The organism is Mesorhizobium captivum (genome assembly GCF_033977165.1).
GTDB lineage: Bacteria > Pseudomonadota > Alphaproteobacteria > Rhizobiales > Rhizobiaceae > Mesorhizobium > Mesorhizobium captivum.
Map to the genome: position 1 here is coordinate 1 of NZ_JAVIJB010000060.1, position 19,595 is coordinate 19,595.

Here is a 19,595-nt window from a genome sequence, read left to right on the forward strand (position 1 = left end):
AAAACTGTTCGCGATGTCCTCGCACACCTGTTCGCGATGTCCCCGGTCCAAACAAAGGGGAGAAGGAAAGGCCGCTACTCCGCTGGCGCGCCGGCGACGTTTCGGCGCGTCGCCTCCAGCATCCGGCGCCGGGCGCGGAAGACGCCCCATTGCTGGTCGACCAGCACGCCGATCAGGATGACGCCGCCCATCACCGCGAAGTTGAGCGAGGACGGGATGCCGAGCAGATTGACGAGGTTCTGCAGTTCCTGCAGCAGCACGGTGCCGAGGATGACGCCGACAAGCGAGCCCTCGCCGCCGCGCAGCGAGAAGCCGCCGAGCACCGCCGCGGCGATTGCGTAAAGCTCGTAGAACTGGCCGTGGCTGGCCGGCGAGATCGAGCGCGTGTACATGGCGAAATAGATCGCCGAGAGCGCCGTCAGCACGCCGCAGATGACATAGGCGGCGATCACGATGCGCCCGGTGCGGATGCCCGAATATCTCGCCGCCTCCTCGTTCTTGCCGATGGCGTAGAGATAGCGGCCGAACACCGAGCGGTGCAGCACCACCCACATGACGATGGCGATGACGATCAGCGCGATGAAGCTGTTCGGCACGCCATACGAACGGCCCGCGGTCAGGAATTCGAGGTCCGGGAAATTCTGGCCGAAAGCAAAACCCGCCGTGCCGTCGGCGGTGTAGAAGCGCGCCACGCCGCGATAGATCAAGAGGCCGCACAGCGTCACCACGAAAGGCTGCATCTTGAGCCGCGTGATCAGCCAGCCATGCACGAAGCCGATGATGGCGCCGAGCACGATGATCAGCACGAAGGCCAGCGGCCAGTCCATCTCGCGCACGGCGATGAAGTCGATGAACAACGTGCCGAGCAGCGCCACCAGCGAGCCGACCGAGAGCTCGATGCCGCCGGTGATGATGACGAAGGCCTGGCCGATGGAGAGGATGCCGAACAGCCCGATCAGGTTGGAGGTGTTGGCAAGGTTGATCGGCAAAAGGAAGCGCGGGTTGATGGCCGTCACCACCGCGCCGACCACCAGGATCAGGACCAGCAGGCCGAGATCTTTCTTGCTCATTGCGCTCCTCCCACGGCTTGCGCCAGCCTGGGCTTCTTGCCCACCGCCAGCAAAAGCACGTTCTCCTGGCTGAAATCGTCCCGATCCAAAATGCCGGAGATCTGCCCCTCATGCATGACCGCGATGCGGTCCGAGACGCCGATCACCTCTTCCATGTCACTGGAAATCACAAGCACCGCGACGCCGGCATCGGCGAGCGACCGCATCAGCCCGTAGATCTCGGCCTTGGCGCCGATATCGATGCCGCGCGTCGGCTCATCGAGGATCATCACCTTGGGGTTCATCGCCAGCCATTTGGCCAAAACCACCTTCTGCTGGTTGCCGCCCGAAAGCGTGCCGGTGCGGGTCAGGACCGACGGCGCCTTGATGCCGAGATTCTTCTTCTGCTTTTCGGCGGTGGCGAGTTCGGCGCCGGCTGAGACCAGCGATCGCTTCGCATGCGCCGGCAAATTGGGCAGCGAAATATTCTGCGCGATCGACAGGTCGAGCAATATGCCGGTAAGCTTGCGGTCTTCCGGCACCAGGAAGATGCCGTTGGCCACCGCATCGGCGGCGGACGTAACATTTAGCGCCTTGCCGTCCAAGCTGACACTGCCGCCGAGCCGCTCATCGATGCCGAACAGCACCCTCGCAAGTTCGGTGCGGCCGGAGCCGACCAGGCCGGCAAGGCCGAGGATTTCGCCGCGCCTGAGTTCCAGGCTTACCGACCGGTCGGGATAAGCGCTCGTGCGCACGGCATTTGCCGAGAGCGCGACGCCGCCCGGAGCGCGTCCCGCTTCGGCGGCCTTCTCGCGCTCCTTCAGCATGCGCCCGATCATCAGTTTGACCATCTGGTCGTGGTTGATCTCGCTCTTGGGCAGCGTGCCCGCAAGCATGCCGTCGCGCAGCACGACGACGCGGTCGGCGACGCGCTCGACCTCATGCAGGCGGTGCGAGATGAAGATGACGCTGATGCCTTCCGCCCGCAGCCCCTTGATCACGTCGAGCAGCTTTTCGGTCTCGGCGATCGGCAGGCTGGAGGTCGGCTCGTCGAGGATCACCAAACGCGCCTTGATCGACAGCGCCTTGGCGATCTCGACCATCTGCTGCTGCGCCAGCGACAGCGAGGCAACCGGCGCGTCGGCCGAGAAATTGGCGCCGACACGCTTCAACAGCGGCGCCGCCATCTGCCGCAGCTTCGCGCGGTCGACCAGCCTCAGCGGGCCGGCCTTCAGCGGCTCGCGGCCGAAGAAGATGTTGGCGGCGACGTCGAGGTTTTCGAACAGGTTGAGCTCCTGGTGCACGAAGGCGATGCCGGAGCCGATGCTGGCTTCCACGGTCAGCCCGTCATGCGCGACGCCGTCGACGGTGACGGTGCCGCTGTCCGGCCGCGTCACGCCGCCGAGAATCTTCATCAGGGTCGATTTGCCGGCGCCATTCTCGCCGACCAGGCCGATCACCTCGCCCGGCCTGACCTCCATGGAAAACCCATCCAGCGCCACGACGCCGGGATAGGTCTTGCGCACGGCCTCGAGGCTCAGGAACGGAGCGGATTGAACGATGGATGGGTCGGAATAATTCATCACGCCATAATTCATCGCGCTTATCGGCAGCCGGTGGGCTACAGACTGACGGGCCTCGCGAGGCCCGTCAATACGGACGCCGGCTCAAGGTGGACCCTCGAACCGGCGCAACTATTTTCGCTCTTACTTGCCCTGCATCGCCTTCAGGTTGGCCGCATAGGCGTCGACATCGTCCTTGCCGATGATCTTGGTCGGGATGATGATCAAGCCCTTCTCCGGAATGCCCGACTTGTCGCCCTTGAGGTAGGAAGCCATCAGCTTCATGCCCTGATAGGCCCATTCGAACGGCTGCTGCACGACGGTGGCGGCAACCGTGCCTTCCTTGACGCCGCCCAGCGTGATCGGATCGTCGTCGAAGCCGACGACGGTGATCTGGCCGAGCTTGCCGGCATCGCGCAGCGCTTCATAGATGCGCGGCGTGTTGTAGGAATAGAAGCCGACCATGCAGGTGATGTCGGGGCTGGCGACCAGCGCGTCCTCGACGTTCTTCTTGGCGCGCGCCTGGTCGATGTCGTCGCCGCGCACGTCGACCAGCTCGATCTTGCTGCCGGCGAGCCCGTCCTTCATGCCCTGAATGCGCTCCTTGGCGTTGTCGGCGCCGAGCAGGCCGACGAAGCCCAGGCACTTGCCGCCGTCCGGCATCGCCTTCTTGGCGATCTCGGCCGCCTGCTTGCCGGCATCTACGTTGGACGAGCCGATATAGGCGACGCGCTTGGTCTGCGGGGCGTCAGAGTCGGTCGTGAACAGCGCCGTCTCGGAGGCGATCTTGTTCAGCCCGTCGGTCGAGGTCTTGGGGTCGACGGCGGAGACCATGATGCCTTTCACGCCGGCCGTCACCAGGTCATCCATCAGGCGCTGCTGGATGGCGACGGACGACTGCTCCGGATATTTCAGTTCGAGATTGTAGTCGGGCAGTTCGCCCTGCGCCTTCTTCACGCCGGCTTCCGCCGCCTTCCAGAAGTCTGATGCGCCGTTGACGACGAAGGCGAGCGTCGGTTTGTCGTCAGCGCGCACGGTTGCGCTCGCCGACAGGCCGAGGGCCAATGCCGCCGCGGCGACGGATGCGTTACGGATCATGGATTTCATGGTTCAACCTCCCTTTTGAAACTCATCGCTGATGTCTCGGCTGCGGCCTGGATGCCCTCCTCCTCAAGGGGCTTGCCAAGGTCTGGCCACTTAAGAACGGCGCCAATCCAGCCGCGACCAAGACACTAGACACAGATTTAGCGTTCGTAAATAGTCCGATTTGTCTGACATTTTCGTGAGAGCGAGGAAGCCCTCTTGCGGCAGTTTGCCGGCCAGCGGAATTGCGCTCCTCCCATTTGCCGCCACCTGCCCGGAAGTGCCCGTCCGGTCGCGACGAATTGACAGTAGAACGCTTACAGCTATTAGTAAAGAGTATTAGTTATGAAGCTAAAACGCGCATATTCAGCGACCGAGGAGCGATAAGCCGTTGATGCCCAGGGAAGGAGGAGGGCGACTGCGGCTAACCCCGCCGGCGTGCGAGATTTCAGGAAATCGTCAGCTTTGCTGACCTTATTCGGTTGTTTCGTCGTTATGCAATGCGGCTGGCGGCGAATGCGTCAGACGTGATAATAGTTATAACCATGGTGCGTTTTCCATAAATGCACCGGATCAGAGCATCTTGCCGCTGCTGCCGGCCTTTGCTTAACAGCCGGCAGGGTTTGGGAAACGACCATGAGCGAACCGACGGAACTGCGCGATCCCCCGGAAGCCTCCAGGCGCCGCAAGCCGTCGGCCAAGCCGAAGGGCCGCGTCACCATGACCGACATCGCGCGAGCCGCCGGCTGCTCGCAGGCGACGGTCTCCTTCGTGCTCAACAATTCGCCGGGCATCAGGCTGTCGCAGCAGACACGCGACCGGGTGATCGAGGCGGCGAGAGCGCTGGGTTACTCGCCGCCGGTCTTTTCGGCGCTCCGCCCGCCCGTCACGCCCTTCGAGGGGCTGGATGGCGTCATCGGTTTTGCCGTCGACCAGTTGGCCACCAGCCCGGAAGCGGTGGTCGCCATCGAAGGCGCGCGCCAGGCATCGTGGAATGCCGGCAACGTGCTTTTGGTGGCGCAGACCATGGGCGAGGCGGTTATGGAGCCGCGGGCTATTTCAGCGCTGACGCGGCGCGGCATCTCGGCGCTGATCTATATGACCATCTTCACCCGCGAGATCACCGCGCCCGAGTTCCTCTACAGCCTCGACATCCCGGTCATCCTGCTCAACTGCTACACCGCCGACTATGCCTTTCCGGCCGTGGTGCCCTCCGAGATCGCCGGCGGCCAGAGCGCGACCAGGCACCTGATCAGCCACGGTCACCGCCGCATCGCCACCATCACCGGCGAGCCCTGGATGCAGGCCGCGGAGGATCGGCTGAAAGGCTATCGCCGCGCTTTAGCCACCGCCGATATCCCCTTCGATCCGGAGCTGGTTGTCGAGGGCGACTGGTCGGCCAGCGCCGGCTATGCCGCCACCGTCAAGCTCTTGGCGCTGAAGGAGCGCCCGACGGCGATCTTCTGCCAGAACGACCGCACTGCGATCGGCTGCTACGAGGCGCTGAAGGAAGCCGGCCTGCACATCCCGCAAGACATTTCCGTTGTCGGCTATGACGACGAGGAGATCGCCCGCCACCTCTTCCCGCCGCTGACGACATCGATCCTGCCGCATCTGGCGATGGGGCAATGGGCGATCGAGCAGCTGGAGACGCCGCCGACGCCTGGCCGCGGGCGCTATCCCATCACCAAGCTGGAATGCCCGCTGGTGGAGCGGGAGAGCGTGGCGAGCGTGCGAGGCGCTGCAGGATGAAGTCCCGCAGCGATCTCTGCTCGGTTGTGTATTGACATTGTCGTGGCAAAGTCCAGATATCCGATCCTGACTCAGGAGGATTCGATGGCGCAACCCAGTCATGCAGACCGCGACGCGGCACGAAAGGATGATGTGATTCAGATCCGTGCCTCGGCCGGCACGAAGGCTATTCTTAGTCGCGCCGCGCGTTTGCGTGGGCAAAAACTGTCGGAGTTCATGCTGGACAGCGCCCGCAGACAGGCAGAGGAGACCATTCTCGATCAGCGCATCTTCTTTCTCGATGCCGACGCGCATGAGAAGTTTCTCGATCTGCTCGATGCCCCGAGCAAACCGAGCGAGGAACTTCGCGCACGCATGACGCGCAAGCCTGCCTGGGAGCGTTGATGCAAGCTGGTGGAGGGCCGTCGCAGCGTTTGCGTGTCGGTCCTCCGGAACGGCTGACCATCGGCCATGACGTTTCCGAGTTTCGCAACGGCAGGCATGCCTCCCTCGATGATTGGTTGCGCAATCGTGCCCTTGCCGGCGAAGGCTTGTCTGCCCGGACCTATGTGGTTTGCGGTACGGACAGCAAAAATCGCGTCGTCGGTTATTATGCGATCTCGACAGCGATGGAGGAGCGGATCGCGCTGCCAAGCGCCAAGCTGCGCCGCGGCATGCCCGAGCAAGTCCCCTTGCTGTTGATCGGCCGCCTGGCGGTCGACCAGGCATTCCAGGGAATGGGGCTCGGCGGTGACCTGCTTTCCGATGCGCTGCAGCGCTGTCTCGCGGTCTCGGACATTGCCGGGGTTCGCGCCGTTGCGGCGCATGCGATCGACGATGCGGCGATGGGTTTTTATCAACGGCACGGCTTCATTTCGTCTCCGCTGGGCGAGCGGGTCATGCTGATGCCGATCGAGACGGTGCAGGTGCTGTTTTCGAAGTTTGAGGCTTGATGCGTAGAGCGTGGCAACCGTGAGGTCGCCTACATAAGCGGCGGTGCGCACCGTGTTATCCTTGCCTGATAACGATTGCACTGCCTTGGCAGCAATGCCGTCGAGGTTTAGCTTGGGCTCATATGGGAGGCCCCAATGACGTCGATCTTCACCGTTCACGAAGCGTCCGGCTATGAGCAGCTCATGGGGCGCTGGAGCCGCAGGCTGGCGCCGCTGTTCATCGACTTCGCCGGCTTGGCCGGCGGCGAAAAGATCCTCGATGTCGGCTGCGGTACCGGCAGCCTGACCTTCGAGTTGGCGAAATCCGCCGCTCTCGCCGAAATCCAGGCCATCGACTTCTCAGCCGTCTTCGTCGAGGCGGCCAGGCAACTCAACACCGATCCGCGCATCACCATCCAACAGGCCGACGCCACCGCGCTGCCCTTCGCGGACAATGCATTCGACCGTGCACTCGCTCTCCTTGTGCTGCACTTCGTGCCGGAGGCCGGCAAGGCGGTGGCCGAGATGCGCCGCGTGGTGCGACCGGGCGGCGTGGTCGCGGCCGTGGTGTGGGATCATCTCGGCGGCATGCCCGGCATGCGCATGATGATCGATACGGTCGCGGCGCTCGGCGAAAGCGGCCGCCAGATGCGCAACCGCTATTGCTTCCAGCCGATGATGCAGCCTGGCGAGATGAAGCGGACCTTTGTCGAACAGGGCCTGGCCAGTGTCGCCGAGACCGAGCTGATGATCCGGATGGATTATGAGAATTTCGACGACTACTGGGCGCCGATCGGCGCCGGCGAAGGACCGCTCGGCAAATACATGACCACGCTCGACGGGGCGGAGCGGGCGCGCGTCGAAGCCGCCGTCCGCGATGCCTACCAGGCCGGCCGCCCCGACGGCCCGCGGTCGTTCGCCAATGTCGCCTGGGCATGTCGGGGCATCGTGCCCTGATCTTTACCGCGATCTAAGTTGAGCGCGCACCGCGTCGCGAAAGCTGCGGAAGCTGGGGAATCCGAGCAGCGCGAGCAGCCTGATCAGCGTGGTGGTTGGGAGGCCGGTTGCCTCGGCCATGCCGGCCGCCGTCATGAAGGCGGCGTCGGTCCATCGGCTGCGCAGGAAATCGCCCAACGCCGGATGCTTGGCGACCAGCTTCGGTTCGCACGCCAGCGCCGCGACCAACGTCGGTGGCGGCATCGGCCTTCCGGGTCGATCCGCCTGCATCAAGCCAGATTGATCGCGACGTTGCGCAGCAACGCCACCGATTTGCGCATACCTTCCATCGGCGACAGCATCATGTCCTCGTGCTCGATGGAGAGCACGTCGTCATAGCCGGCCTGCTTCAGCGCGACGCAGAACTGTCGCCACCAGGTCTCGCCGTGACCGTAGCCCAGCGTGATGTAGTTCCAGGCCCGATCGGCGTAGTGGTTTGGCGGCCGCGCATCGAGCACGCCGTCGATGGCCGCCGGTATCGGTTCGATGCGCGTATCCTTGGCGTGCACATAGTAGATCGCCGAGCCAAGCTTGCGCACGGCAGCGATTGGGTCAGCGCCCATCCAGAGCGGGTGGCTCGGATCATAGTTCGCGCCCACGGTTTCGCCGACGGCATCGCGAAGCCGCAACAGTGTCTGGACGTTGTACACTGCCTGATGGCCGTGCAGTTCTAGGCACAATTTGCCTATGCCGAGATTGTTCGCAAACGTAACGAGATCGCGCCAGTAGGGGATGATGCAATCGTCCCACTGGTAACGCTGGATGTCGGCGCACTCGGGCGGCCAGTCGGTTATGATCCAGTTGGGGTTGGCATCGCCCGGGCCGCCGGGCAACCCGGACATCATCACCACGCGATCGATCCCCATCAGGCTCGCCAGCCGGATCGTTTCCTCGGTCACCTGATGGTGCTTCCTGCCCTGCGGTCCCGGATGCAGCGGGTTGCCCGAGCAGTTGAGCGCAGCGATCGTCAGCCCGTGATCCCTGACCTTGGCTGCGAATTCGGTGCGCATGGAAGCACTGTCCAGCATAGCTGCGAGATCGATGTGCGGCGCGGATGACCAGTTGCCGCAGGCGAACTCCAGCGTCTCCAGCCCGAGTTCGGCCGAGGCGCGCAGCATCTCGTCGAAGGAAAGGTAGCCCAGGCTGTCGGTGATCATGCCAATCTTCATTTCGGGACTCCCGGTTGACTTGAGACCATCCGCTCAGAGCGTCACAGGCTCGAACCTGCCGGACCTGGCGGAAGCAAGGGCCGCGTCGCAAAGGATCATGGCCTTGCGCCCGTCGCTGGCCGTGACGGCGGGCTTGCTGCCGGTTTCGACGCATGTGATAAAGTGATCGATCTCGGCGGCGTAGGATTCGGCGTAGCGTTCGACGAAGAAGTAGTAGGGCTTGTCGCGCGATATGCCTTTGCCGCCATACATCTCGACCGAGGTCGGCAGCCGGTTGCCGGCCTGCAGCATGCCGTTGGCGCCATGCACCTCGATGCGCTGGTCATAGCCATAGGCGGCCCTGACGCTGTTGTTGATGTGGCACTGCCGGCCGGACGTGGTGCGCAGGATGAACATCGCAGTGTCGTAGTCGCCGAGCTTCTTGTATTGCGGCGCCACCAGCGAGGAGCCGGTCGCGAAGAGTTCGACCGGCTCCTCGCCGAGCAGGTTTCGCGCCATGTCGAAGTCGTGGATGGTCATTTCGCGAAAGACGCCCCCGCCCCCGGCCAGCGCTTCCTCTGTTTCGGGTTCGGGGTCGCGGCTGGTGATGATGACTTGCTCGACGGCGCCGATCTCGCCGGCGGCAAGGCGCTCCTTCAGCGCCCGGAAGCTCGGATCGAAGCGGCGGTTGAAGCCGATCTGGAACGGCACGCCGGCTTTCTCGACCGCGGCCAGGCATTCGTCCGTGCGTTTGAGGTCGAGATCGATCGGCTTCTCGCAGAAGATCGCCTTGCCTTTCGCCGCCGCGGCCATGGCAAGCTCGGCATGCGTGCGCGTCGCCGAAGCGATGAACACCATCTTCACCGACGGATCGTTCATCACCGTTTCGGTGTCGGCGATCTCGGCGCCCGTCATAGCGGCGACCTTGCCGGCGGCCTCGCGATTGGGATCGACGATGTAGCGCAGCCGCACCCTTGGGTGACGCGCGAGATTGGTGGCGTGCAAACGCCCGATCAGCCCCACTCCGAACAGACAGACATCCATCATGCGTTCGACTCTCCTATCAGGTCGCGCCTTCGCGGAGCGGCCGGTTCATGTTGCCTGAGCGGCATTCATTTCACTGCGCCCATGGTGAGCCCGCGCACCAGATGGCGCTGCACCAGGAGCGCGAAGAAGACGATCGGCAGCGCGCCGATGACGCCGGCCGCCGCCATCGAGGCCCAGTCGGTGTCGATGCGCCCGATCAGCGTGGCGGTACCGCGCGGCATGGTCATCGCCCGCGGCGTCGCAGTCAGCGCCAGCGCAAAGAGAAACTCGTTGAAGGTGACCAGCACCGCGAAGATGGCGGTCGCCGCGAGCCCGGGGGCCGCCAGCGGCAGCGTGATGCGGCGGAAGGCGCCGAAGCGGGAATCTCCGTCGACCATCGCGGCCTCCTCCAGGTCGACCGGGATCTCGCGGAAGAAGCTCTCCATCATCCAGACGCAGAAGGTGACGTTGAAGGCGGTGTAGGTGGCGATCAGGCCGAGCCAGCTGTCGAGCAGGCCGAGGCTGAGCATCAGCAGATAGACCGGGATCAGGATGACGACCGGCGGGATGATGCGCAGCGTCAGCAGGAAAAGGCCGACCTTGCCTTCCATGGCGAGAGGCAGGCGGAAACGGGCGATGGCGTAGGCGCCCATCGCGCCGGCGACCAGCGCGATGGCGACGGAGAAGAAGGTCACCACCAGCGAGTTGGTCAGGTAGGAGCCGAACTGCTTTTCGGTGAACAGCCGGACGTAGTTGTCGAGCGTCGGCACGTGCGGGTAGAGCGTGCCTTCCTGAGTGATCTCGCGGTTGGACTTGAGCGAGGTGGAGACCAGCCAGTAGATCGGCAGCAGGACAACGGCCAAAATGAAGGTGGTTGTGAGGATGCGCGCCAGACGGGTGCTCATGACGCGTCGATCCTGCGCAGAAGCCTGATGGCGCTGAAGGCGAGCGCGAGCACGACGAGGCCGATCGTCACGAACAGCGCTGCCGCGTACCCGGTCTGCTGGAACTTGAACGCGGTGTCGTAGCCGTAGATCGAGATCAGCCTCGTCGCCTCGCCCGGCCCGCCACGGGTCAGCACGAAGACCTGGTCGAAGGTGCCGAAGGCATCGATGGTCCGGAGCACGATCGCCACCGCCAGCACCGGACGCATCATCGGGAAGGTGAGGTCGGCAAAGACGCGCCAGGCGCCGGCGCCGTCGACGCGCGCGGCCTCGAACGGCTCGTGCGGCAGCGATTGCAGCCCGGCGAGCAGGATCAGGAACATCAGCGGCGTCCATTCCCAGACATCGAGCACGACGAGCCCGATGAAGGCATTGAGCGGGTTGCCGAGGATATGTGCCTCGCCGCCGCCGATCGCTTCCGACAGCGCCGTCAGCATGCCGGCGTCGCTGGCGTAGATCAGGCGAAAGACGATGGCGACGACGACAGGCGTGATCACCATCGGGATGATGAGCGCTGTCCTGAGCAGGCGGATGCCGCGAAATTCGCGCAGGCAGAACAGCGCGAGCGCGAAGCCCAGCACCGCCTCGAAGGACACCGACAGCGCGACGAACTTCACGGTGATCCAGAGGGCGTTGAGGAACTGCGCGTCGCTCCACAGGTGCACATAGTTCTGCAGGCCGACATCGGAGATCGGCGAGCCGTAGCGATAGGCCCTGGTGCTGGCCCTGAGACCGTCCCAGAGCGGATAGACGAGCACGCCGAGCACGATCATCAGGCCCGGCGCCAGCATGAGATATGGGAGGGCGAGGTCGAGCCCCGCCCCCTGCAGGCGATATTTGCGTGCCTGCGCGCCGCTTTGCATCAGTAGTAACCGGCCGTGGTGAGATAGTCCTTGACCTGCTTGGCGGCCGTGTCCAACGCCGCGCCGCCGCCGGAACCGGCCTGCAGCGCCTTGTTGAGCTCGATGCCGAGCAGTTCCTCGACCTTCGCCCAGTCGGGCGTGCGCGGCCTCGGCAGCGCGCCGGCATCAAGCTGCTGCAGGGCAACCGGGATCAGCCGGTTGCCGGGCTTGGCGATGCCGAAGGCGCTGCGCTTGACCGGGATCGATCCGGCCTCCGACAGCTTGGCCTGGGTCTCGGCGCTGACATACCACTTCAGGAACTCGATCGCGTTCGCCTTGTTGGGCGCCGATTTCGGCACGCCGGCAATGAAGATGCCCATCTGCGCGATCGCCTTTTCCTGCTTCGGCACGACGCCGAAATCGAGCTTGCCCGCCACCTTGGTCTGGGCGGGATCGTCGGCCTTCAGCGCGTTGCCCGAATACTGGATGATGGCGCCGGCCTCGCCGCCGAGGATCGCCGCCCCTTCCTGGTCGGAGTCGAACTCGACCACCCCGCTCGGCGCGTTCTGCTTCATCGTGCCGACGAAGAAGTCGGCGGAGGCCTTGCCTTCGGCCGAGTTGAAGATCGGGTTCCACTTGTCGTCGAAGAAGGAGCCGCCGAACGACAGGAAGACCGGATACCAGCTGGTGACGATCGGGTTGCCGGAGACGCCACGGAAGACGACCGGGTATTTGATCTTGCCGGCGGCGACGCCTTCCTTGCCCTTGGCGATCAATTCGTCCCAGGTCTTGGGCGCGCCGCCGGTGAAGACGTCGTTGCGGTAGGTGAGCGTCTGCAGGTCGCCGACGAAGGGCACGCAGATCATCGTCGGCTTGGCGCTTTCGAAGCCCTTGACGCGCGGCCCCTGCTGCGGCGGCCAGTAGCCCATGTCGATCATCGAGCCGATCCAGTCCTTGTCGGAGCCGTCGATGCCGCCGGCGCCGAGATCCTCGAGCACGTTGGCGGCGCCGAATTGCGGCACCCACGGATCGTCGAGGAGATAGAGGTCGTACTGGCCGGCGCCGCTCTGGGCGTCGGCGAACCACTTCTCCAGCGTCACGCCATATTCATCCTCGAGGAACTCGATGTCGAAGCCCTGCTCCTTCGCCAGCGGGATGATCTTCTGCTTGAACGGCGTCAGCCCGCCATCGGCGAAGGCACCGATGATGACCTTCTTGCCGGCTGCCCGGGCGGGCATGGGCAGGCCGAGCGTGGTGAGGGCGGTGGTAGCGAGGGCCAGGCCAAGCCCGCCTTTGATGACGGAGCGGCGAGTAAGTCTGCTGGAATGCATCATTTCACTCTCCCATTGTTGTTGACCCTGTGGACGGCGGTGAGGCCGGCCGAATTGAAGAAACAGGCGTTCGCCGGGTCGAAGGCGACGCCGATGCTTTCGCCGACCGCGCCCCTGAAATCGCGGCCGGCCCGCACCGAGACGTTGCCGCCTTCGAGCCGCACATTGACCAGCGTCTCGTTGCCCATCGGCTCGACGACGTAGATTTCGCCGGGCAGCGCGCCTGGATCGCCTGGTTGGGCGACGCTGCAGTCTTCCGGGCGCAGCCCGATCTCGACGATCTCGGCGAGGCGGCACGCGGTCAGCCGTGTCCGCTCCAGCGGGACGATCTTTCCGCCGACCATGACGCCCTGCTCGCCTGGCGCGACCGGCAGGATGTTCATCGGCGGGTTACCGACGAAAGTGGCCACGAAGCGGTTTGCCGGACGATCGTAGATGTCGATCGGCGGCGCCATCTGCTGCAGTTCGCCGCCATGCATAACGGCGACGAGGTCGGCCATCGTCAAGGCCTCGACCTGGTCGTGGGTGACGTAGATGGTGGTGGCGCCGAGGCGCTGGCAGAGCCGCTTGATCTCGCCGCGCATGGTGAGCCGCAGGCGCGCGTCGAGATTGGAGAGCGGCTCGTCCATGAGGAAGGCCGCCGGGTCGCGCACGATGGCGCGGGCCAGCGCCACACGCTGGCGCTGGCCGCCGGAGAGCTGGCGCGGCCGCCGGTCGAGCAGATGGCCGATCTCGAGGATGGCGGCGACCTCGCCGATCTTGGCTTTTCGCCCAGCCTCCGGCGTGCCGCGGATCCACAGCGGATAGCCGATGTTTTCGGCGACCGTCATCTGCGGATAGAGCGCGTAGCTCTGGAAGACCATGGCGATGTCGCGGTCGCGCGGCTGCAGCCGGGTGACGTCGCGCTCGCCGATGAAGACCTTGCCGGCGGTCGGCATGTCGAGCCCCGCCAGGAGGCGCAGCGCCGTCGTCTTGCCGCAGCCCGACGGGCCGAGCAGTGCAAGGAATCTGTGGTCCGGCACGGCCAGGTCGAGCGATCGCAGCACGTTGAGCGCGCCGAAATTCTTGACCACGTTTTTGTACAGGACCGAGCTCATCGCCCCGCTTGTTCCTTTAGCCCTTCCGTTCGTCGACCCTGAACCCGGCCTTGCGGGCGAGGTCGCGCAGGTTGCGGTATCCCATCGTGGCATAGGTCAAGGGATGCGCCTTGGCCGGGTCCTGCTCGGCCTCCACCACCAGCCAGCCAGCATAGCCCTTGTCGGCGAGGATTTTCAGCAGCGTCGGATAATCGATGGCGCCGTCGCCGGGCACGGTGAAGATGCCTTCCATTACCGCGCCCATGAAACTCATGTCGTTGGCGCGCGCCTTCTTTAAGATGGCCGGGCGCACATCCTTGCAATGGACATGGACGACGCGGTTCACATGCCGGCGCAAGAGGTGCTCTGGATCGCCGCCGGAGAAGGCGCAGTGGCCGGTGTCGTAGAGCAGCCCGACCGCCTCGCCGGTGGTCTGCATCAGCAAGTCGATCTCGGCGTCGGTCTCGATGATCGTGCCCATATGGTGGTGGAAGGCCATGCCGACGCCGAAATCCGCGAAGCGCTCCGCCAGCCGCGTGATCTTGGCGCCATACGGCTTCCATTCCTCGGTCGAGAGTTTCGGCCGCTGCGAGATCGGGTCGTGGATCGCGCCATGGCGGCCGCGCGAGGTGTCGGCATAGACGACATGTTTCGCGCCGAGCTCCTTGAGCAACATCAGATGCGGGCGGATCGCCTCGAACTCCTCCTCCACCTCGCGCTCGCAGATGCGCCCGTCATACCAGCCGGAGACCAGCGCCAGCCCGTAATGGTCGAGGATGGGGCCGAGCGTGCGGCTCTCGCGCGGGAACTTGCCGCCGAGCTCTGTTCCCGCATAGCCCGCTTCCGCCGTTTCGCTGAGGCAAGTCTCGAGCGGCGTGTCGCCGCCCAGTTCCGGCACGTCGTCATTGGTCCAGGTGATCGGGTTGATGCCAAGTCGAACCGTCGTCATTGCTCGCTTTCCGCCCGCGGCCGGAAGGCTGCGGGGTGTGAGTTTCGGGAGGGAAATGGCTGCAGGTGCTTGCGGCGGGATGCAAAGCCCTGCCGTCTTCGTTTGGCCAGACGCCCTCCCAGTTGTCTTGCCCGCCTTGCGTCGACGTCTTACCCCAACGTCACAGGGAGAAGTCTACGCCGCTCTGTCTCCCTCGCGAGGGCCAGTTTTCCGGAAAATGAAGGAACCAGTTTGTGTCGGCCGGCGGCTGTGGCAGGATGGGGAGACAGGTTGTCGGGAAGGGAAACAATCGCATATGGCAGCGCTGCCCCCTCTCCGTCCGCTGCGCGGCCACCTCTCCCCCATTTCATGGGGGCGAGGAAACCAAGCTTGCGAAGGTCGCGACCTCGGTGGTTGGCATTTCCTCGCCCCCACAAAGTGGGGGAGAGGTGGCTCGGCGAAGCCGAGACGGAGCGGGGGAGCGCCCTTTGCGATTGCTCTCTGCCGCGGGGTCGAAAGCGCGGCTTCTTCGGCGGCAGCTGCCGTTCATCCATAAAGCAACAGCCATGCGCCCACACCCCAAACCCCAAGCCTTCCCCCTCGACATGCTGGCCGTCAACCGCTCAAGCCCCGAGCACCTCTCCCGCCAGCTCTATCATGGCCTCGTCGCCATCATCCGCAGCCGCGCGCTGGCGCCGGGCTCGGAGTTGCCCTCGACGCGGGCTCTGGCCGCCGAGCTCGGCCTTGGCCGCAACACCATCGTCTCGGCCTATGACCAGCTCGTCACCGAAGGCTATCTCGCCAACCGACAGGGCGCGCGGCCGGTGATCGTCGACCTGCCGGACGGCCCGCGCGAGGCCCCGGCCGAGGAACCGCCGGTGCCGCTGCGCTCACCCTCGCGGCGCGGCCAGCAACTGCTCAGCCAGCCCTGCCACCATGGCAGGCCGGGGCATGTCGCCTTCCACCCCGGCATGCCGGATTCGCAGAGCTTTCCCTTCGGCGTCTGGGGCCGGCTGGTGGCGCGCCGCGCCAGCCATGGCGGCGAGACGCTGTTCGGCACCTATGACGTGACCGGCCACCCGGCGCTGAAGGAGGCGATCGCCGGCTATCTTTATTCCGCGCGCGGCGTGCGCTGCCGTCCCGAGCAGATCGTCGTCACCACCGGCGCCCAGGCCGCCTTCGATCTTCTCGCCCGCCTGCTGCTCGACCCCGGCGACACGGTGTGGATGGAGGAGCCCGGCTATTACGGCGCCAAGGCCGCCTTCTCCGTGGCCGGCGCAAAAATCCTGCCCATCCCGGTCGACCAGGAGCGCGGCTGGCGCCTCGACCCGCCGGCGCCGCTGCCCCGCCTCATCTATGTGACGCCGGCCTGCCAGCATCCGCTCGGCATCACCATGCGCATGGAGGAGCGGCTGCGCCTGCTCGACATCGCCGAGACCGCGAATGCCTGGGTGATCGAGGACGATTTCGACGGCGAATACCGCTTTCAGGGCCGGCCCGTGCCGGCGATCCAGAGCATGGACCGCTCCGGCCGCGTCATCTATGTCGGCACCTTCGCCAAGCTGCTGTTCCCGGCGCTTCGCCTCGGCTTCATGGTGCTTCCCATGGAGCTTGCCGGCCGCATCGTCAACGCGCTCTCCACCACCGGCCAGTTCGCGCCCCTCCTTCTGCAGGCCGCCTTGGCCGATTTCATCACCGAAGGCCATATGAGCCGGCATTTGAAGCGCATGCGCCGCATCTACGCCCAGCGCCGCCAGCTTTTTCGCGAGATCGTGGCCGAGCGCCTGCGCGACGAGATCACGCTCTCCCCCGCCGAAGCCGGCATCCAGGTGGTGGGTTATCTGAAGGAGGGCATCGACGACATCAAGGTCAGCCAGGCCGCCGCGAAAAGGGCCATCAACGTCTCGCCGCTGTCGAAATATTTCCAGAACACGGCGGCGACCCAGGGGCTGGTGCTGGGCTACGCGGCGTGCGACGCGGCGCAGACGCGGGACGGGGTGGAGCGGCTGGCGGCGGCGATACGCGAGACGCTGGGGTGAGGGGCGGTCCGATACCGGATTGAACCCCATGGCGTAGAGATCGGAGACAACCACTTCCTGCCCTGAAGCGGACAGAGCTTCTTGCGCAGTGCGGGTGAGGGCACCGTTGAAGCTTTTGGGCTCGGGGTGTGCATGCACGATGAAGACGCGCACCGTGCTTTGCCACTCGGTTTCGATATTCATTTTCAGGATGTCGAAAGGAGCCGCGCGGCGACGTAGTCGAGCGAGAAGACACCGGCCCCGCGTGTCAGCACGAGCAACAGCAGCGAAGACCAGAGCAGGTGCTCAGCCCAGTTCTCCGGGTAGACGAAAATCTGGATCACCGAGACGATGCCGAGCAGCATCAGCGCGGCAAGGCGCGAAAACAAGCCGAGGAAGATCAGCACTGAGCCGGTCAGTTCAGCGGCTGTCGCCAGCGGCGCGGCGATCGACGGGTCGACGAAAGGCAGGTTGTATTCGTTGGCGAACAGCTGCAGCGTCACCGGCCAGGACGCCAGCTTGCTCTGCGCCGATTGCCAGAAGACATGAGCCACGGCCACACGAGCCGCGAGCTGAATCAGCGAGAATGGGACGTGTTCGGGCAATTTGATCACACGTCTATAGAAACCGACTAAGCCGGCCTGGCTCGTTGAGGAATGCTCTGAAATTGCGGTCATGTCTGTCTCCATCGGTTTAGAGGGAATGCACGGTGATGCGCACGTTTGTGACGAGTCCGTCGGCGAACAGGCGCACGAGCGCGGACACGAGATCGAAGTTCGGTTCGAGCGCATGTGCGCGACTTGCAGCATGTTCAAGGCCGAGGCCGTGCTTGAGAGAATGGCGGAAGGCGAAGTCTGCGCGGTCGAGACGGACCAGGCGAACACTGTTCCCGGCCCGCCACAACGCCACGCGTTCAGGGCGTCTCGTCCAAGTGCACTGCCCGTCGACTGCAGCGCCCTGCTGGTGCGCCGTCCACACCGACAGGATCGACCAGTGTGAAACGATCAGCCTGAGCGATGGCTGTAGCAGGATATCGGGTGAAGGCCCCAGGTCGGTTTTGTCATAGTCCGCAAGGGTGCGGGCTGGCAGCGAAGCCGTATCGAGCGCCTCGGCGATCGCCCATTCGAGCCGCGCCGTCTCTGCCACGACCGGCATATCGGACAGCGTGTCGATGGTTTTAAGGAAGCGCGGGAAGCCTGCGCCGTAGCGTGCCAGCCGCGACTCCTCCGGCGGATGCCGTCGAATGAATTCGCTCGCCGCGAACCGGAAGAACCGCTCGTCGACAAGGCGAATGGTGACGGGAAAGACTGCCATCAGAACCGCGGTGAGCGAACTGCGCGTGTTGTTTTGATAGATGCGCAGCCGGGCCAGCGGATCCGCCCAACCTGCGGTCAATGTTCTCGTGGGGATCATCGGCTCGATGGCGAGCACCGATCGCGCAATGGTGGCCTGCAACTGTTCAAGCGGCAGCATGGTATCCCTCCTCTGTCTGCTGCAGCACCGCAGAGACGGCCGGTCTGGCGGCCTTGGCGGCGGCAAAGGCGGCAAGCACTGGCATGCTGGTCATCGTCTCGCCTTCTTGGGAAAAGAAGCCGGCCATAGGCCGCGTTTCGGACGCCGGGACTTGCCTCGCAGCCTGCTTGCGATTGAACATGATCGAAGCGGTCAGCATGTCGGCCCACATCGCTTCGCCAAGCAGCACGTCGAGGACCGGAACGTCGGTGTCCCACTCGATCAGGGTGGGCCGCGGTCCGAGCCGGCTTATGGCGTGCTCGTAGAGCGCCCAGACGACCGGCGGAACCCGCGAGCCATGGTCGTCGATGAGGACCGTATCGGTTCCGACCTGATTGGTCGCATGGCCGGCAAGATGGATCTCGCCGATCGCATCCGCCGGCAGCGCATCGATGAAGGCCTTGGCGTCATACTGCAAATTGTGCGCCGAGACCTGGACATTGTTGACGTCCAGCAGCAGCCCGCAGCCGGTCTGCGCCACGAGTTCGGCCAGGAATTCGGCCTCATTCATCGAGGAATCCGCAAAGGCGAGATAGGCCGACAAGTTCTCGATGAGGACACGCCGCTTCAGCGTGTCCTGGACGGTCTCGACATTGCGGGCAACGATCGCCAGCGCCTCTTCGTCATAGCGCAGGGGCAAAAGATCGTTGAGGTAGGCGCCGTCCGCGACGCTCCAGGCGAGATGCTCGGAGACCAGATCGGGCTGGAAGCGCTCGCAGACCTTCCGCAGCCTTTCCAGATGGTCGCGGTCCAAGCCCCCTGCGCTGCCCAGCGACAGGCCGACGCCATGCACCGACAGCGGATAAATCTTCCGCAGCTTTTCCAATGCTTCGACGCCGGCGCCGTCTCCCATGTAGTTCTCGGCATGGACCTCGAGCCAGCCTGCTGAGGGCCGCCTGGTCAGCATCTCTGAGATGTGAGGCGAGCGTAGACCGATGCCCGCCGATACGGGGACTGCGAGGGGCGAAAATACAGCGGACATCGGTCTGCTCCGTTCTGGAGGGTTGCGTCGAGGACTGGATTGCTCAGGCTTTCGCCTTGTCGCTGCCGCCAACAATCTTTGCGCAGCTGCCGGCGGGGACGTAGAGCCAGGAATCCGGCTGGTTGTCCTTGGTTGCGGTGCCGGCGCAGGAATGCGTCGCGGTCTGACAGTCGTTCTGGCCGGCCTTGACGACGCCGTAGCACTTCTCGAAGGCGAAGTTGGGCTTTGCGGCCGGGCCGCTATAGGCGGCCGAGGCGGCGAGCGAAGTGGCGGCTGCGAGAGCCGATCCGATGAGGGTCTTGGTGTTGATCACAGGCTAGTCTCCTGGTTGGCGTTTTTCGAGAGAAAGACCGGCTTCGAGGCCCGTCTGCAAATCAGTCTCTCCGATCGCGATGCGGAGCTGAAATGCTGTCTCGGCATGGAATTGATACGCAG

The 19,595-nt window shown here is 64.7% G+C and carries 20 protein-coding genes and 1 pseudogene; 5 read left to right on the top strand and 16 right to left on the bottom strand.

The features are described from left to right. Positions 1-74 precede the first annotated feature (74 nt). The 3 genes from RFM40_RS30855 to RFM40_RS30865 all read right to left on the bottom strand — a co-directional run bounded on the left by RFM40_RS30855 (position 75) and on the right by RFM40_RS30865 (position 3,718). Positions 75-1,070, bottom strand: coding sequence for an ABC transporter permease (locus tag RFM40_RS30855; RefSeq protein ID WP_320225149.1), 996 nt, complete (start codon positions 1,068-1,070; stop codon positions 75-77). Next, positions 1,067-2,632, bottom strand: a complete 1,566-nt coding sequence (locus RFM40_RS30860) for a sugar ABC transporter ATP-binding protein (RefSeq protein ID WP_320225148.1) — start codon at positions 2,630-2,632, stop codon at positions 1,067-1,069. Before RFM40_RS30860 ends, RFM40_RS30855 begins: the two co-directional genes overlap by 4 nt. Before the next feature lie 123 nt (positions 2,633-2,755). Continuing rightward, on the bottom strand, positions 2,756-3,718 hold the full coding sequence (locus RFM40_RS30865) for a sugar-binding protein (protein ID WP_320225147.1): 963 nt from the start codon (positions 3,716-3,718) through the stop codon (positions 2,756-2,758). A gap of 612 nt (positions 3,719-4,330) precedes the next feature. Between RFM40_RS30865 and RFM40_RS30870 the strand changes: the two genes are divergently transcribed. The 4 genes from RFM40_RS30870 (at position 4,331) to RFM40_RS30885 (ending at position 7,314) form a co-directional block, all read left to right on the top strand. Continuing rightward, positions 4,331-5,446, top strand: a complete 1,116-nt coding sequence (locus RFM40_RS30870; RefSeq protein WP_320225146.1) for a LacI family DNA-binding transcriptional regulator — start codon at positions 4,331-4,333, stop codon at positions 5,444-5,446. An 84-nt stretch (positions 5,447-5,530) separates the two neighbouring features. Beyond that, the gene (locus tag RFM40_RS30875) at positions 5,531-5,830 is read left to right on the top strand and encodes a type II toxin-antitoxin system TacA family antitoxin (protein ID WP_320225145.1); all 300 of its coding nucleotides are present in this window, start codon (positions 5,531-5,533) and stop codon (positions 5,828-5,830) included. Beyond that, positions 5,830-6,378, top strand: coding sequence for a GNAT family N-acetyltransferase (locus RFM40_RS30880; protein WP_320225144.1), 549 nt, complete (start codon positions 5,830-5,832; stop codon positions 6,376-6,378). The genes RFM40_RS30875 and RFM40_RS30880 overlap by 1 nt, the downstream gene beginning before the upstream one ends. Before the next feature lie 135 nt (positions 6,379-6,513). After that, positions 6,514-7,314 carry a class I SAM-dependent methyltransferase gene (locus RFM40_RS30885; protein ID WP_320278848.1) on the top strand — a complete coding sequence of 267 codons (801 nt, stop codon included), beginning with the start codon at positions 6,514-6,516 and terminating at the stop codon, positions 7,312-7,314. Positions 7,315-7,317: 3 nt separating this feature from the next. Here RFM40_RS30885 and RFM40_RS30890 read toward each other — a convergent pair whose 3' ends face one another. From RFM40_RS30890 to iolE, 8 genes are all read right to left on the bottom strand, one after another. Then, the gene (locus RFM40_RS30890) at positions 7,318-7,557 is read right to left on the bottom strand and encodes a hypothetical protein (protein WP_320278849.1); all 240 of its coding nucleotides are present in this window, start codon (positions 7,555-7,557) and stop codon (positions 7,318-7,320) included. Between the two features lie 26 nt (positions 7,558-7,583). Continuing rightward, on the bottom strand, positions 7,584-8,522 hold the full coding sequence (locus RFM40_RS30895) for a sugar phosphate isomerase/epimerase family protein (RefSeq protein WP_320225142.1): 939 nt from the start codon (positions 8,520-8,522) through the stop codon (positions 7,584-7,586). Between the two features lie 33 nt (positions 8,523-8,555). Then, on the bottom strand, positions 8,556-9,548 hold the full coding sequence (gene iolG / locus RFM40_RS30900; RefSeq protein WP_320225141.1) for an inositol 2-dehydrogenase: 993 nt from the start codon (positions 9,546-9,548) through the stop codon (positions 8,556-8,558). Between the two features lie 65 nt (positions 9,549-9,613). Next, positions 9,614-10,432, bottom strand: a complete 819-nt coding sequence (locus RFM40_RS30905; protein ID WP_320225140.1) for a carbohydrate ABC transporter permease — start codon at positions 10,430-10,432, stop codon at positions 9,614-9,616. After that, the gene (locus tag RFM40_RS30910; RefSeq protein ID WP_320225139.1) at positions 10,429-11,334 is read right to left on the bottom strand and encodes a carbohydrate ABC transporter permease; all 906 of its coding nucleotides are present in this window, start codon (positions 11,332-11,334) and stop codon (positions 10,429-10,431) included. The genes RFM40_RS30905 and RFM40_RS30910 overlap by 4 nt, the downstream gene beginning before the upstream one ends. After that, on the bottom strand, positions 11,334-12,647 hold the full coding sequence (locus tag RFM40_RS30915) for an extracellular solute-binding protein (RefSeq protein WP_320225138.1): 1,314 nt from the start codon (positions 12,645-12,647) through the stop codon (positions 11,334-11,336). The genes RFM40_RS30910 and RFM40_RS30915 overlap by 1 nt, the downstream gene beginning before the upstream one ends. Beyond that, positions 12,644-13,741, bottom strand: a complete 1,098-nt coding sequence (locus RFM40_RS30920) for an ABC transporter ATP-binding protein (protein ID WP_320218246.1) — start codon at positions 13,739-13,741, stop codon at positions 12,644-12,646. The genes RFM40_RS30915 and RFM40_RS30920 overlap by 4 nt, the downstream gene beginning before the upstream one ends. 16 nt (positions 13,742-13,757) lie before the next feature. Beyond that, positions 13,758-14,669 (bottom strand): myo-inosose-2 dehydratase, encoded by a 912-nt coding sequence (iolE, locus tag RFM40_RS30925; protein ID WP_320278850.1) that lies wholly within the window; start codon positions 14,667-14,669, stop codon positions 13,758-13,760. A 545-nt stretch (positions 14,670-15,214) separates the two neighbouring features. Between iolE and mocR the strand changes: the two genes are divergently transcribed. Continuing rightward, on the top strand, positions 15,215-16,687 hold the full coding sequence (mocR, locus tag RFM40_RS30930; RefSeq protein ID WP_320278851.1) for a rhizopine catabolism transcriptional regulator MocR: 1,473 nt from the start codon (positions 15,215-15,217) through the stop codon (positions 16,685-16,687). 12 nt (positions 16,688-16,699) lie between these two features. Here mocR and RFM40_RS30935 read toward each other — a convergent pair. From RFM40_RS30935 to RFM40_RS30955, 5 genes and pseudogenes are all read right to left on the bottom strand, one after another. Beyond that, positions 16,700-16,870 (bottom strand): annotated as a pseudogene (locus tag RFM40_RS30935) (NAD(P)H-dependent oxidoreductase); the annotation flags it as partial. 2 nt (positions 16,871-16,872) lie between these two features. Further along, positions 16,873-17,343, bottom strand: coding sequence for a DoxX family protein (locus tag RFM40_RS30940; RefSeq protein WP_320225135.1), 471 nt, complete (start codon positions 17,341-17,343; stop codon positions 16,873-16,875). Positions 17,344-17,359: 16 nt separating this feature from the next. Further along, positions 17,360-18,139 (bottom strand): DNA-binding domain-containing protein, encoded by a 780-nt coding sequence (locus tag RFM40_RS30945; RefSeq protein ID WP_320278852.1) that lies wholly within the window; start codon positions 18,137-18,139, stop codon positions 17,360-17,362. Beyond that, on the bottom strand, positions 18,126-19,160 hold the full coding sequence (gene bufB / locus RFM40_RS30950; protein WP_320278853.1) for an MNIO family bufferin maturase: 1,035 nt from the start codon (positions 19,158-19,160) through the stop codon (positions 18,126-18,128). The genes RFM40_RS30945 and bufB overlap by 14 nt, the downstream gene beginning before the upstream one ends. A gap of 43 nt (positions 19,161-19,203) precedes the next feature. Continuing rightward, a complete protein-coding gene (locus RFM40_RS30955; protein ID WP_320271880.1) occupies positions 19,204-19,473 on the bottom strand; it encodes a BufA1 family periplasmic bufferin-type metallophore in 270 nt (89 codons plus the stop codon). Positions 19,474-19,595: the final 122 nt, after the last annotated feature.